Genomic DNA, 14,319 nt, shown 5'->3' with positions numbered 1-14,319 from the left:
CTAGTTCGGCTGAGCTTAAAGTAGACCAACACGCTCTCTTCTAGCGTGTATCAGATTGTTGTAGTAATCGTAGATAACCGCGAACTAAACCTTAATTTCTCTACGGGATGAGAACTTATGACACTAATGTTTCCTAAGTCGCTGCATCGCATTCATTCACTGTCTCTTGCATTAGGGGCAATGGTTTGCAGCTCAATAATTGTCTTACCTGTCCTGGCTGGCGATCTTCAACAGCAACGCAGCATTTATGATAAAGCTCAGAGCTTATTGGATGCAGGGAAGGTATCTCAGTATTTTAATATTCGTGAACAAATTGAGGACTACCCGCTTACTCCCTATACAGATTATCGAGCCTTTTTGATTAATATTGGCGATAGAACGCCACAAGAGGTTGATACATTTATTGAAAATTACAAAACAGTGCCTTTTTCTGGCCGAATACGAGCCCCTTATATCGATAGCCTTGCGCATAAGAAACAGTGGAAAAAGCTAATTGAATTTCAAAGGGTTGAGCCTAGAGGAGAAAGCTATCAATGTCATTATTACTACGCTTTATACAAATCGGGACACAAAGACAAAGCCTTTATCGGAGCCAAGAAGCTATGGCTATCAGGAGAGAGTATCTCTGACGCTTGTGATGGCCTTTTTAGTGCTTGGGATCAATCAGGAGTGAGAACAGATCAAGATATTCTAGATCGAATGCAACTTGTATTCGAAACAAGTAATGGCTCTTTGATGAATTTTTTGAGAAAGCAGCTCAGAACGAAAAAAGCCCAGCAGCAAGCGAAGGAAATGAAAGCTTTATTCAAACGCCCTGAGCAGGTACTCGATTTTGCGTTTGATAAGCCAGATAACGATTGGTATCGAACCTTGACAGCAATGGCTTTAAGAAAACTTGCTCGCAAAAATAGTAAAAAAGCTTTTAGTGTTTTTGAGCAAGTGGTCTCGGCCAAGAAAATGTCTAAGAAACAAGTTCAGGATTTGGCAGATCATCTAGCATTTCGATTAATCAATACAGATTCGCTGCTACAGCAACACTGGCGTGATAAAAAAATATCCACCTCATCCAACTATAAGCTGATAGAAAGACGTATACGACTTGCAATACAGGACGCTGATTGGCAAGGGGTCATTAATTGGATTGATTTACTTCCTGAAAGTAAGCAGGCAAGTTTACGCTGGCAATATTGGTTGGGCCGAAGTGAGTTGGCTGAGGGAAAAATTAAGCAGGGGAGTCAACGTTTAGAGAAAATTGTTGGCCAGAGAAACTTTTACAGTGTTGCTGCAGCGAAAGAGATTAAGCGCTCAATTAACTATCCTGTCTCTACTCTTTCTTTTCAGCAAGAGGCAGTACAACCGTTTCGAACTACTTTAATTAGAATTGAAGAGTTGATCGAACGTGATAAAATTGCAGTCGCAAAAAATGAATGGCAATGGTTACTCGACCGAGCTAGTGACGAACAAAAAGAAATGTTAGCCGCTTATGCTGCCAATAAGCAATGGTCCCATCTGTCTGTCAAAGCCAGTATTCAAGCTAAAATGTGGGACAATATCGAGCTGCGTTTTCCCGTGGCTCATCAGTGGTGGTTCGATTTTTATGGCGAAAAGCATAGTATTGACCCTATTACGCTGATGTCTTTGGCTCGGCAGGAGAGTGCACTTGATGCTCTAGCAAGATCGCCTGTTGGTGCAAGAGGCATTATGCAAATCATGCCGTCTACGGCTAAATATACGGCACGTAAATATCAATTAATGTATCGCAGCAGTAATGATTTGTATGAAGTCGGAAAAAATATTGAAATTGGCAGTCACTATTTGAAAGGTTTGCTAGAAAGGTACGATAATAATCGAGTTTTTGCTCTTGCGGCGTATAATGCGGGCCCGCACAGAGTCAAGACTTGGAGAGAACGTACTCAAGGCCGGCTTGATGCCTATGCTTTTATAGAAGCTATCCCATTTAAAGAGACACGTGGCTATGTCCAGAATATATTGATGTTCGAGACATATTACCGTGATTTGTTAGGAGTAGATGGTGCGTTTTTAAACAAGCATGAGATTGAAACTAGGTATTAGCGTTTAAACATTAAAAGAGCATATTTGAATATCTTACTTGATTAAAGTGCTTTTACCTTGGCTACTATTCAACCCCAAAGGGCCAGCAGGCCCTATTTGTCTTAAGAATTCTTGGAACTGTACAATAAATGGCAACACAAACCGAATATCATGAGTGGCAACAAATCTTAGATCTAATAAAAATCAGCACTAAAGCTAATCAACACGAGATGCTGCTTACTATGCTACTGACCGCAGATGAGAGAGAGGCTTTGATTGCGCGAGTAAACATTTGTTGTGAATTACTTAAAGGTGAGCTTTCGCAAAGGCAGATAAGCAATAAATTGGGTGTGGGAGTCGCTACAATCACTCGGGGTTCTAATGAGTTAAAATCAAAGTCAGCAACAGAAAGAGCCCAAATACTCTCACTCCTAAATATCGAATAAGATTATTCGATATTTAGGAGGTTGTTGGGGAAGTATTCAGGATTAGTGAATGGAACCAGTGCTAATATCAATGCTTGATGGTAAACACTACTGCGTGTCAGGCGGTCATGGGTTAACAGGCTAATAGCCCCACCTTTTTGTTTAATATTTTCGGTGCCAAACACGTCGTCCATCACATCACCAAGCTCGTTTGCATCGACCAGTTTTTCTAATACCAGAGGGGGAAGTATTAAACTGGCCGAGCGAGACTCCCCTCTTTGTGTCGCTGACTCTATTATCATCCATGCAAAAGTAGAATTACCCTCTATTCCTGCTTCTAGGCCCACGTAATAGTCAGCATTCGGCTGGTTTCTTTTTGCATTTTTTACTCGGTTAATAGCACCCCGACGAGTTTCTTTATCGCACATAGGTTGATCTGCAACATCGCTTGGTACTTTAATTGTCATAAAATCAAAACGTTGAGAGCCAAATACAGCCTCAAAAGCACTCTCTACAGCCTTCTTCTTCGCAGGGTTAAGAGAAGTGATAACAACTTTCTGTATTGACATCTTTACACCTATGTTCTGGTTGATTGATAATTTTTAATTCTGATAGTGATAGAGGAGGAGATAGGAAGTAACCCTGCATATAGTCACAATGGTTGTTGGTGAGCCAATTTAACATAGATACAGACTCTATTCCTTCAGCGATTACTATCATTGATTGGGAGTGGCATAATTCTACCAATGGCTTAATGACTTTTTGATTTTGGGTTTTTATCAATGTGGTCAGAAACTCTCTGTCGAGTTTGATCTTCTGGACTGGATACTCCACTAATTGAGTGATAGAGGTGTAACCTGAACCAAAATCATCAATAGCTAGCTTGAAGCCCATTAAAGAAAGTTCATGCAGCAGAGGATAGCTTTGTGAGTCAGTCGCAAAAGTTTCAGTAATTTCGAAGTCAACTAAACTGGGCTTTACGTGATACTTTTGAGCTGCCGTTTGTATGTCTCTTGCTAACTGTTGAGAGTCCAATTCAGCAGAAGATAAATTAATAGACAACTGAAGAGGGTATTCGAAGCACTCTTGCAATGCTTGGAAGTCTTTGAATGCCTGATGAATAACCCAACGATCAATTTTACCAAATAGGCCAGTTTTTTCCGAAATGGGGATAAATTCTGCAGGATTGACTTTACCCATGTTTGGGGAAAACCAACGCAGCAATGCTTCAACACCCACAATTTTCTTACCTGAACGGTCAAAGTAGGGTTGGTACATCAATGAAAACTCATCATCGAACTCCCCGTTTCTTAGTGCTTGTTCTATTTGATTTCTGCGTCGTACAACTTCATCTAGCTCTTGTGAGTACCTCGCAATTTGATTCTTTCCTGCTCGTTTGGCTTGATACATAGCTGTATCTGCATTGGAAAGTAGTTTTTCCAGATCTTGGCCATCATCAGGGTAGGTTGCGATACCTATACTGGCAGTGATTGGAAAATTACCCAAGGGAGATCCTTGAGAGTTTTGTATTGGCTCTAGAATGTCTTCGGCTAGTTGATAAGAATAATCACTGCTTGTTGAAGAGGAGATAAAAATAGCAAACTCATCACCAGATAATCTTGATGCGAGGCATTTTGTACCTTGTTTCTGTTCATAGGTATGGCTGACTGTACGAATATGCTCCGCGAAATCGATTAGGAGAGAGTCACCTACATGATGACCATATTTGTCATTAACGTATTTAAAATTGTCTAAATCAATATACAAAATCCAAGCCTGAGTACATAGAATATTATCTCTTATCGCTTGGTTTACACATATTTGAAATTGGTACCTATTCGCGAGTTGGGTTAAATGGTCATTTTCAGCCATCGCCTTGGTTTTTTGATAGATCGAACTAAGCTCCTTATACATGTCGTAGAATCTAGCTGATAGTCGCCCAATCTCATCGCTAGTGTTAAGGCGTTGAATATTAAAGCTTTGCCTCAGCTCCACTTGCTGTAATTGTTTATCTAAAAAAGTAATCGGGCTGATAACTCGATTATGTAATAGAAAGAGTAGAATAAAAATAGTGACTACTGTGGAAGCGCCAAAAAAAAGGAGGAGTCTCTGTTTAATCGTATAAAGTTGCTCTGTAAGCAAATACTGAGCAGGATCCAAAACAGCATAAATATCTGATAACAGCTCAACCGATTGAGTTAAACCTGATTTTACAATAGGGTAATCACTGAAATAGATACTGGTGTCATTGTCAAACTCAATAATATGTTTGAGCTGATCAAACTTGTCTAAGGACAAATAGACAACAACAAAGAAGAAATGATCTCTATTGTAACTAAGCGGTGACATTAAAGTGTCAATATCTAGAACATCGTAACGGACAAGGACACTCTGACCCTGATGGTTTTGGGTAAATCCGACGAAAGAATTTTTTCCTGTCAATAGATAACTCTCTTTGACGAATTCATGTACTTTCTTATCCAGTTTTGAAAACGGGTCCAGTTGATTATCGACATAAAACAATGGACTACGAGAGTGGTCAAGGATCGCTATTGCCACATTGCTACTTTTATTTACCTGAAGGCTAAAGAGCGTAGTTTGCAGCGTATCGATGAGCTCCATCTCACGATATGGATTCTCTTCTTTTATGAAATAATGGCGTATTATGTCGCTTTTCGTTAGAGTTAGTGAGTAACTATTTAATATCGCTACAGACTGACGAAAATGCCCTGCCAGTTTTTCCATTGTTAATTGAAGATAGCTATTCTCGCGTTTAACTAACGCATCTTTTTGATTGTTATATATACCGTAGCTAGAAAATGCAGCACTAATTAGAATGACTGGCGATACTAGCAACAGTACTCTAGTACTGAGTTTCATGACGTTTTAGAATGCGGTTGAGTATTTTAGTTCGTAGACTTATGTTTTCAGGGGATAGCTCTACATCAACGCGCCCCTGCTCTATTCTTTTCTGTGGTGGAAACAATGATGCATCATTTTTATACCAATCAGGCATTTTTTTTAATGCAGTAAGGTTGGGAGTTGAAGCTTTGATAAATATTGCATTTTTTGCAGCCACATCAGGGTCCATCAAATACTCTAGAAAGGCTTTTGCTCCCTCAGGGTTAGTTGAGCGGTTATTGATAGCAAGGCAATCAAGCCAGATGAATATTTCACCATCAGGAATCGTAAACGCCCATTTATTCCCAACAAAATAGCGGTTGAGAGAATATTGGTCTCCGCTGTAGGCTAGCGCCATGGCAAGCTTATCGTTATGATTTTCTGTTCCCCTTACGTAACTCAATATATATTCGTATGTTAATATTTTTTCATTGAAACTTTGTAGTTGAGGATAAGCAGCTTTGATGACTGAGGGGGTACCTTCATCAGGAGCCAAACCTAAGCTATAAAATGTAGGAAGAAAGCTTTCAATAGTATCATTGATCATTCCAATACGCCCTTCCAGTTCCTTCGGAGGGGAAGTAAACTCGCTCCATGTTGAAGGTGGGGTTGGGACTAGATCTTTTCTATATGCTATTCCGACTGTACCCCAGAAATAGGGGACAGCGTAATCACCACAAGCTTGCAACCATTTGTTTCCATTATGGTGACGATTTTTGAGAGTACTGAGATCTTTAAAAGCCCCAAAACGGCCGTAAATTTGGGCTGAGACATTGTCTAAAATCACTATATCAAAAGGTAATTGAAGACTTTTCATCATCAACAAGTTGCGTTCATCATCATTATCAAAATGGGTTGCTTTGAGAGGCATGCCCGTTGATGATTCCCAATCTTCAACGACGTAAGGTGAGATAGTATCTTCCCACATGTAGATGTTTATAGGTGCTTTGGTTTGTGCTGAAAAGCTTTGCGTGGTGAACGCGAGTAAAAGGAGAAATAGCGATCTCATATCAAACGGGAAGCTCCATATGCTCCGATAAATTCGCTCAAAATGACATGCCTGAAATAACTGACACTACATTCATATGCAACTGGTGTTGCTATATTAAGTATTTTTCTTATTAGTGTCAGTCATATGAGATTATTTATTTGATCTATATTCCTTTTTTATTCACTTTTTATTTTTGTGGGTGATACATTTTCACTGGGATAACATCCTAAGACCTTGAGATGTTTGGTTAGCTTTGTAAGTTCTTGCAGTGCTTTTTGCATTTGTTCAGATTCAAGATGAGCTTCCAAGTCTACATAGAACATCTCTTCCCATGGGTTTCCCATAATAGGTCTAGACTCTAGTTTACTCATGTTAATTGAATACTTTTGCAATACAAGTAAGGTTGCAACTAATGATCCTGCTTCCTGAGAAGTTGACATTATAAATGTTGTTTTCGCTGGAATTTGACTGGAGACTTCCACTGGTTTTCTTGCAACAATGATAAAGCGAGTATGGTTTTCGGTTTGGTTTGCAATATTTGTCTGTATAGACTGTAAACCATATAGCTTTCCACTTGCTGCATGCCCAATGGCAGCGACATCGCTTCGGTTTATTTCTTTTACTTTTTTCATTGCATCTGCAGTACTGGTGCACGACTCAAGTGTGATATTTTTAAATCGACCCAGAAATTCACTGCATTGCTGATGGGGCTGAGGATGTGAGTAAAGTGTTTTGATGTCTTCGATTCGCACGTCCGACGTAGCAACTAGGCAGTGCTCTATTGGCAAAACAATTTCTCCAACAATGTGTAACGTCGTATGTTGAAGTAGGTCGTACACCTCATTGATTGAGCCTGAGCTGGTATTTTCAATTGGTAGAACGCCAAAGTCTGCATGGCCAGATTCAACCGTTTGAGCGACCTCTTTAAAATGCTGACAATTAAGCTCGACTAACTCGGTATTTTTTCGGCTGAAATATTCAAGGCTAGCAAGGTGAGAGTATGACCCCTTTGCCCCTAAAAATGCGACCCTAGCTAATGGCTTACGACTGAGTTCAGGGTTGGCAAGGTTCTGTAGATAAGACTGTTGAAGTAAGACCGAATCTTCAATGATAGTATGAAATAGCTTTGTGATATATTGGGCATCCAGCTCATATTTATCACGTCCTGCGTTAATTAGTTTTACCAAAAGTTGCTGTTCACGAGCTGCGTCGCGTATAGGTTTAGATGTCTGAACCTTACTTTTGGCTACCTCAATACTCATTTGCCTTCTCTCAGATAAGAGCTTTAACAGTTCGTCGTCTAACTCATTCAAACGTGAGCGAATATCATCGAGTGAGTATTTTTGTTCAGTCATCTTGTTGTCCTCATTAAAAAAGCCTCCCAAATGGGAGGCTTCCTGTTCGTTTCTGACTTATCTTTCGAAAACGAGAGTGCCTCCAGATTTATCGGAGAAAAAAGAAGTCAAAAAAGAACAGGTAGTTTAGAATCATATCTATCAATATAGTTGTGATGGCGTTAACACAATAAGCAAGCGGTTAATCAGCGTCAAGCAAAAAAATAGCGCACAAAGCGCTATTTTCTAACTAGTCATTCCAAACTGATTCAGATAGAGCTTATTCAGCTTCAATTTCTTCCGGCTCTAGTTTCTCAGCACGCCGAGCTTCGGGCTTGTGGCGTAGTTTGTTGAGTTGTCGCTCAAGTTTCTGTTCTACTTCATTAACAGCTGCATAAAGATCTTCGTGTATTGCAGAAGCAACCAATTTACCTTTAGGTACGGTAATCACAGCCTCAAATTTCATTTGTTTATTTGGTTCTTCACTAAAGCAGGCTTGACAGCTGATAATATCGACTTGCCATTTTTCTAACTTCTTAAATTTACTCTCTATATGAGTTCGGATAGCAGAGGTGATGTTAATGTTTTTACCAGTGATGTTTACTTTCATAGATGTTCTTCCTCTGTAGCACCCTTAGTGGATTAACTTCAGATTACCTATCTAACGCCAAAATAATGTGACCCAGATCAATATTCGTTTTATGTTTCGAGATAGGCAATTTAAACGTGATCGATATCTAGAATTGAACTTTTGGATGAAAGAAAAGACTTGTGAAGAAGTGAGGAGTTGCTAATTTATTAGTGTAACAAACTAAAAAGTCTATACTTTTTAGTGCATCCCCTCGACTTGAAAAACATACCCCAATGTTGTCAGAGCACTTGTGGGATACGTTTAGTGTCTTGTTGTCAACACTATATCCCAAAAGCACAATCTAAATATCGTTCAAATCAATTAATTGTTGAGTGTGCTTTACAGCATCTTCTAGGCCCAATTTTTGATATGCTTCCAGCTGAATTTTAAGCGATCTTAATGCGGCTTCAGTGTCAGGGTAAGTTTTTTGTAACTCTTGTGCGCGGTTGATTGCGGCTATCCATGCTTCGCGGCGAAGATAAAAGTCTGCAGTTGCCAAGTCGTATTCAGCAAGGCGATTTTTTAGCGAAATCATACGCTTTTGAGCGTCCTCTGCATATGGGCTATTTGGGTAACGCTCGAGTAATTTCTTAAAGTCAGCAAAAGCCTTTTTCACAGGTTCTGGATCTCGGTCACTACGATCTACGTTAAATAAATCATGCATAAAATTACGATCTTGTGCCATGTGAGTAAGGCCACGCATATACAATACCCAATCAAGCTTTTCATGCGTTGGATTTAAGCGGGAAAAGCGCTCTATGGTCGCTAATCCTAGAGCTAAGTCATCATTTTTATAATAAGCATAGATAAGGTCTAATTGGACCTGCTCTGAATAAGCACCAAATGGATATCGAGAATCCAAAGCTTCCAACTTATCAATTGCCGATAACCAGTTTCCACTTTGCAAAGATACTTGAGCTTCAGAATATAATTCGGAAGGTGGGATATCCGGAACAATCTCATCGCTGCTAGAGCAGCCGACTAATACAGATAATGCTAATAAGCCAGATAAAGTATGCTTTTTCATGTCAGGATTCGATTCCTCGAGATAAATATTTTGTTGCTTCCGTTACTTTCTGGTCGGGAGCAGATACAATGGAGCAATATTCTTCCACACTAGTGGCAATTAGTCCCACAGTTTTTGAAAAAGTTCGATATGGCTCAGCAGATTGAATTAAGTAATACAGTAAAAGATAGTCAATTGGGTCAGCGTCTTGACCAGGCAATCGCAGAATTATTCGCCGATTTTTCTCGTTCTCGTCTTAAGGAATGGTTATTGGATGGCAAAGTTCAGGTAAATGGAGAAGTTGTCATTAAGCCTCGAACCAAAGTTATGGGTGGTGAAATTATAATCGTTCAAGCCGAATTAGAGGATGAAGAGCGTTGGGAAGCTCAAGATATTGCGTTGGACATCGTTTACGAAGATGACGACATTATCGTTATTAATAAACCGAGGGACTTTGTCGTTCATCCGGGAGCGGGTACGCCAGATGGAACAGTATTAAATGCTTTGCTGCATCATTACCCAGATATTGCCGAAGTTCCCCGTGCTGGAATTGTCCATCGTCTCGACAAAGATACAACGGGTTTAATGGTTGTTGCCAAAACAGTGCCAGCACAAACGCGTTTAGTTCGAGCGCTACAAAAACGCAATATTACTCGGGAATATGAAGCTATTGCGATTGGCCGCATGACCGCTGGTGGGCGAGTTGAACAGCCTATCGGTCGTCATTCTACAAAACGCACATTGATGGCGGTTAGTCCTATGGGTAAGCCAGCAGTAACGCATTATCGTGTTGCTGAACATTTTCGAGAGCATACGCGTATTCGTTTAAGGTTAGAAACTGGCCGAACTCACCAGATTCGTGTTCATATGGCTTATCTTCAGCATCCATTGCTTGGTGACTCTGCTTATGGCGGACGGGCAAGAATTCCTGCTGGAGCTTCGGAGCAATTGGCGAATATGATACGCCAATTTGATCGTCAGGCCCTACATGCCGTGATGCTTAAGTTTGAACATCCTATCTCGGGAGAGGAATTAGAATTTCATGCCCCTGTACCCGAAGATATGGTGTCGATGACAGAAGCTTTGCGTCGAGACGTTCATGAACACGGCATTGAGGAAGACATGTAAGGTGGAGATGATTATTCCCAACTGGCCAGTGCCTGCAAATGTTAAAGCGTTTTCTTCGACTCGTAAGCAGGGTTTTTCGAATGGCAAATACCAAGGGTTAAACCTTGGTAGTCATGTTGGGGATGATATCACTCACGTTGAAAGCAATCGCTCTTGGTTAGCTCAACAATCGTCGATGCCTAGTGCGCCGATTTGGTTAAATCAGACACACTCAACCACAGTGTTAGAAGTCTCCACGCCAACTCAGGAAGTACTCAATGCTGATGGTCTATATACCAAGCATGTAGGCGTGGTTTGCTCCGCCATGACAGCTGATTGCCTTCCTGTGTTGTTATCAAACAGCTCCGGCACCGAAGTGTCGGCTGTGCACGCGGGGTGGCGAGGTTTAGCCAATGGGATCGTTGAAAATGCGGTTGCACAATTTGACAGCCAAGTAATGGCTTGGATAGGCCCTGCGATTGGTGTGTCAGCATTTGAAGTAGGAGAGGATGTAGTAGAAGCTTTTGTCGCAAAAAATCCCTCAGCTTGTGAGGCATTCTATCCGACGAACTCACCATTGAAATGGTTAGCTGATATGAACATACTCATCACTCAAAGATTGAACAGCATAGGCATTAGCGATGTGTATTACAGCGGCATGTGTACTTATTCTGATCCTGAGCGTTTTTTTTCCTATCGTCGAGATGGTATAACAGGTCGACAAGCTACTTTTATCTGGATCGATAAATAATACTTTTCAATACATTCCCCTTGAAAGTCGCTGCTTTCGCATCCATCTATCATACTGACTAAAAGAGTTTTCTTCGTTAAGGTTAGGAAGGTAGATATGCGTCTTGATAGGTTTACTAGCAAATTTCAAATCGCGATATCTGACGCACAATCACTGGCGTTAGGACGTGATCACCAATACATTGAGCCCGTTCATCTTATGGTTGCTTTAATGGACCAAAACGGTAGCCCTATTCGTCCGTTACTTACCACGCTCGATGTCGATGTTACTCACCTGAGATCCAAATTAAGTGAAATCCTTGATCGTTTGCCCAAAGTGAGTGGGATTGGTGGTGATGTACAACTATCAAGTTCGATGGGAACCTTATTTAACCTTTGTGATAAGGTCGCACAAAAGCGCAAAGATGCTTATATTTCATCGGAAATCTTCCTCCTCGCGGCAATAGAAGACAGAGGGCCTTTAGGTGAGTTACTTAAAGAGTTGGGCCTTACTGAAGCGAAACTGAGCGCTGCAATTGATAAAATTCGAGGTGGTCAAACGGTTAATGACCCGAATGCAGAGGAACTTCGTCAAGCGCTAGAAAAATTCACTATTGATCTAACAGAGCGGGCTGAGCAGGGTAAATTGGATCCTGTTATCGGTCGTGATGATGAAATCCGTCGCACTATTCAGGTCTTGCAAAGACGCACCAAAAATAATCCCGTCATTATTGGTGAACCTGGAGTCGGTAAAACGGCTATTGTCGAGGGTTTGGCACAGCGTATTATAAATAATGAAGTCCCCGAAGGACTACGAAATAAACGAGTTCTCTCACTTGATATGGGAGCTCTGGTGGCGGGTGCAAAATATCGAGGAGAATTTGAAGAACGCCTCAAATCAGTACTTAGTGAGCTGTCTAAAGAAGAGGGCAGCGTCATTCTCTTCATAGATGAAATTCATACTATGGTCGGAGCTGGTAAAGGTGAGGGTTCAATGGATGCGGGCAATATGCTCAAACCGGCTTTAGCGAGAGGTGAACTTCATTGCGTTGGTGCGACAACACTAGACGAATATCGTCAATATATAGAAAAAGATCCAGCACTGGAGCGCCGTTTCCAAAAAGTATTGGTTGATGAGCCTTCAGTAGAGGATACAGTGGCAATACTACGCGGCCTTAAAGAGCGTTATGAACTTCATCATCATGTAGAGATAACGGATCCAGCGATTGTTGCCGCAGCGAGCTTGTCCCACAGGTATATTTCGGATCGTCAGTTACCAGATAAAGCAATAGACTTAATCGACGAAGCGGCATCCAGTATCAGAATGCAAATAGATTCTAAACCAGAATCATTGGATAAGCTTGAACGAAAAATTGTTCAGCTTAAGATCGAGCAGCAAGCACTGACCAATGAACATGATGAAGCGAGTGAAAAGCGTCTTTTTAACCTCAATGAGGAGTTGCAAGATAAAGAGCGTGCTTTTGCTGAACTTGAAGAGGTTTGGAATGCTGAGAAAGCAGCGCTATCGGGTACACAACACATAAAAGGTGAATTAGAACAAGCGCGATTGGATATGGACTTTGCTCGCCGAGCTGGTGACCTTAATCGAATGTCAGAACTCCAGTATGGGCGTATCCCTGAACTAGAAAAGCAGCTAGACCTTGCGACCCAAGCCGAGATGCAGGAAATGACTCTGCTTCGCAATAAGGTCACGGATAATGAAATAGCCGAAGTGCTATCTAAGCAGACAGGTATTCCAGTATCTAAGATGCTCGAGGCTGAAAAAGAAAAGCTGCTTAGGATGGAAAAAGTTCTCCACACTCGTGTTATTGGTCAAACTGAAGCGGTTGAAGTGGTATCCAACGCGATTCGTCGCAGCCGTGCTGGACTATCTGACCCCAATAAACCCATTGGCTCATTTTTGTTCCTCGGCCCAACAGGTGTAGGTAAAACAGAGCTTTGTAAGACTTTAGCTAACTTCTTATTTGATAGTGAAGATGCCATGGTTCGTATTGATATGTCAGAGTTTATGGAGAAACACTCCGTTGCCAGACTAGTAGGCGCTCCCCCAGGGTATGTTGGATATGAAGAGGGCGGCTATATCACTGAAGCAGTCAGAAGAAAGCCTTACTCAGTTATTTTGCTCGATGAAGTTGAGAAAGCTCATCCAGACGTGTTTAACATATTGCTCCAAGTTCTAGATGACGGAAGACTCACAGATGGCCAAGGTCGAACTGTCGACTTTCGCAACACTGTTGTTATTATGACTTCCAACCTTGGATCAACAAGAATCCAAGAAAACTTTGGTTCATTGGATTATCAGGGTATAAAGGAAGAAGTAATGGAAGTGGTTAACAAACATTTCCGTCCTGAGTTTCTTAACCGAGTCGATGAGAGTGTGGTGTTTCATCCGCTCGCACAAGAGCATATCAAATCTATTGCTTCTATTCAGTTGGATAGACTCTCCAAGCGAATGGAAGACGGTGGATATAAATTGCAAGTAACAGACAAAGCGCTAGATCTCATTGCTCAAGTTGGTTTTGACCCTGTATTTGGTGCTCGACCGTTAAAGAGAGCTATTCAACAAAGTGTCGAGAATCCGCTCGCTAAAGCAATCCTTGCTGGTAAGGTGATACCAGACAAGCCTATTAAACTATCAGTGAGTAAAGATCAGATAGTTGCTCAGCAATAGATTTATACCTGATGGTAGAGTACACCTTTGCTCTACTATCGGGTGGTTTTTACTCCTTTCGTGTGAATTATGAGCGAACGATACAGTAAATTGAATTTTTTACTGCTTTGCTCTTGTGCTCTTAGAATTCTTCTCTATAATCCGCTCTCGTTGTCAGGGTAAAAGCGCTGATACATCGGTCAGCTTGGTTTTACTAGGCTAAGCAAAAGAAAAATAAAGAAAAGTGTTTGACTCTTTATTTTATATCGCTAGAATGGCCGACTCTTCTTTAGAGAGTAAATGACACTAAAGAAGAACGCTCTTTAACAAACTAAACCTATCAATCTGTGTGGGCACTCGTTGATGATAATCCAAAAGATTTATCAATGAACTGAGTGACCAATCGGTAGTAATACCGGCACAGTCAATTCAACATTACATAGTAATGTTATCAGTATTCATTGAGCCGCAT

General features: G+C 41.0%; 11 protein-coding genes and 1 other annotated feature. Of the genes, 5 read left to right on the top strand and 6 right to left on the bottom strand.

The genetic code is table 11. The features are described from left to right. Positions 1-117: 117 nt before the first annotated feature. Positions 118-2,073, top strand: coding sequence for a murein transglycosylase (gene sltY / locus MHN79_RS19070; RefSeq protein ID WP_239174341.1), 1,956 nt, complete (start codon positions 118-120; stop codon positions 2,071-2,073). Positions 2,074-2,201: 128 nt separating this feature from the next. Continuing rightward, the gene (gene trpR, locus MHN79_RS19065; protein ID WP_239174338.1) at positions 2,202-2,498 is read left to right on the top strand and encodes a trp operon repressor; all 297 of its coding nucleotides are present in this window, start codon (positions 2,202-2,204) and stop codon (positions 2,496-2,498) included. Between the two features lie 2 nt (positions 2,499-2,500). On the opposite strand, the gene yjjX is transcribed toward trpR, so the two are convergent. The 6 genes from yjjX to MHN79_RS19035 form a co-directional block, all read right to left on the bottom strand. Continuing rightward, positions 2,501-3,046, bottom strand: a complete 546-nt coding sequence (gene yjjX / locus MHN79_RS19060) for an inosine/xanthosine triphosphatase (RefSeq protein WP_160932029.1) — start codon at positions 3,044-3,046, stop codon at positions 2,501-2,503. Then, positions 3,012-5,357, bottom strand: a complete 2,346-nt coding sequence (locus MHN79_RS19055; RefSeq protein WP_239174336.1) for an EAL domain-containing protein — start codon at positions 5,355-5,357, stop codon at positions 3,012-3,014. The genes yjjX and MHN79_RS19055 overlap by 35 nt, the downstream gene beginning before the upstream one ends. Beyond that, a complete protein-coding gene (locus tag MHN79_RS19050; protein WP_239174332.1) occupies positions 5,341-6,387 on the bottom strand; it encodes a spermidine/putrescine ABC transporter substrate-binding protein in 1,047 nt (348 codons plus the stop codon). The genes MHN79_RS19055 and MHN79_RS19050 overlap by 17 nt, the downstream gene beginning before the upstream one ends. A 158-nt stretch (positions 6,388-6,545) precedes the next feature. Then, positions 6,546-7,724 (bottom strand): prephenate dehydratase, encoded by a 1,179-nt coding sequence (gene pheA / locus MHN79_RS19045; RefSeq protein ID WP_239174330.1) that lies wholly within the window; start codon positions 7,722-7,724, stop codon positions 6,546-6,548. A 12-nt stretch (positions 7,725-7,736) separates the two neighbouring features. Then, positions 7,737-7,858, bottom strand: a sequence feature (Phe leader region). Positions 7,859-7,983: 125 nt separating this feature from the next. Then, complete coding sequence (gene raiA / locus MHN79_RS19040) at positions 7,984-8,313, bottom strand: ribosome-associated translation inhibitor RaiA (RefSeq protein ID WP_114786930.1); 330 nt, start codon at positions 8,311-8,313, stop codon at positions 7,984-7,986. Between the two features lie 322 nt (positions 8,314-8,635). Next, positions 8,636-9,361, bottom strand: coding sequence for an outer membrane protein assembly factor BamD (locus MHN79_RS19035; protein ID WP_239174328.1), 726 nt, complete (start codon positions 9,359-9,361; stop codon positions 8,636-8,638). A gap of 129 nt (positions 9,362-9,490) precedes the next feature. On the opposite strand from MHN79_RS19035, the gene rluD reads away from it, so the two are divergent. The 3 genes from rluD to clpB all read left to right on the top strand — a co-directional run bounded on the left by rluD (position 9,491) and on the right by clpB (position 13,868). Beyond that, positions 9,491-10,468, top strand: coding sequence for a 23S rRNA pseudouridine(1911/1915/1917) synthase RluD (gene rluD, locus MHN79_RS19030; RefSeq protein WP_239174326.1), 978 nt, complete (start codon positions 9,491-9,493; stop codon positions 10,466-10,468). 1 nt (position 10,469) lies between these two features. Next, on the top strand, positions 10,470-11,198 hold the full coding sequence (gene pgeF, locus MHN79_RS19025; protein WP_239174325.1) for a peptidoglycan editing factor PgeF: 729 nt from the start codon (positions 10,470-10,472) through the stop codon (positions 11,196-11,198). Positions 11,199-11,294: 96 nt separating this feature from the next. Further along, positions 11,295-13,868: an ATP-dependent chaperone ClpB gene (clpB, locus tag MHN79_RS19020; protein WP_152429632.1), complete on the top strand. Its 2,574-nt coding sequence runs from the start codon at positions 11,295-11,297 to the stop codon at positions 13,866-13,868. The last annotated feature ends 451 nt before the right edge of the window (positions 13,869-14,319 follow it).

The organism is Vibrio sp. Of14-4 (genome assembly GCF_022347625.1).
GTDB lineage: Bacteria > Pseudomonadota > Gammaproteobacteria > Enterobacterales > Vibrionaceae > Vibrio > Vibrio pristinus.
Note: the sequence above shows the minus strand (reverse complement) of the source record. Positions and strands in the feature narration are given on the sequence as shown.

What these genes read in the sequence shown, in the direction of transcription:
- sltY (WP_239174341.1), top strand. Translation starts at nt 118, where the DNA reads ATGACACTAATGTTTCCTAAGTCGCTGCATCGCATTCATTCACTGTCT.
- trpR (WP_239174338.1), top strand. Translation starts at nt 2,202, where the DNA reads ATGGCAACACAAACCGAATATCATGAGTGGCAACAAATCTTAGATCTA.
- yjjX (WP_160932029.1), bottom strand. Translation starts at nt 3,046, where the DNA reads ATGTCAATACAGAAAGTTGTTATCACTTCTCTTAACCCTGCGAAGAAG.
- MHN79_RS19055 (WP_239174336.1), bottom strand. Translation starts at nt 5,357, where the DNA reads ATGAAACTCAGTACTAGAGTACTGTTGCTAGTATCGCCAGTCATTCTA.
- MHN79_RS19050 (WP_239174332.1), bottom strand. Translation starts at nt 6,387, where the DNA reads ATGAGATCGCTATTTCTCCTTTTACTCGCGTTCACCACGCAAAGCTTT.
- pheA (WP_239174330.1), bottom strand. Translation starts at nt 7,724, where the DNA reads ATGACTGAACAAAAATACTCACTCGATGATATTCGCTCACGTTTGAAT.
- raiA (WP_114786930.1), bottom strand. Translation starts at nt 8,313, where the DNA reads ATGAAAGTAAACATCACTGGTAAAAACATTAACATCACCTCTGCTATC.
- MHN79_RS19035 (WP_239174328.1), bottom strand. Translation starts at nt 9,361, where the DNA reads ATGAAAAAGCATACTTTATCTGGCTTATTAGCATTATCTGTATTAGTC.
- rluD (WP_239174326.1), top strand. Translation starts at nt 9,491, where the DNA reads ATGGCTCAGCAGATTGAATTAAGTAATACAGTAAAAGATAGTCAATTG.
- clpB (WP_152429632.1), top strand. Translation starts at nt 11,295, where the DNA reads ATGCGTCTTGATAGGTTTACTAGCAAATTTCAAATCGCGATATCTGAC.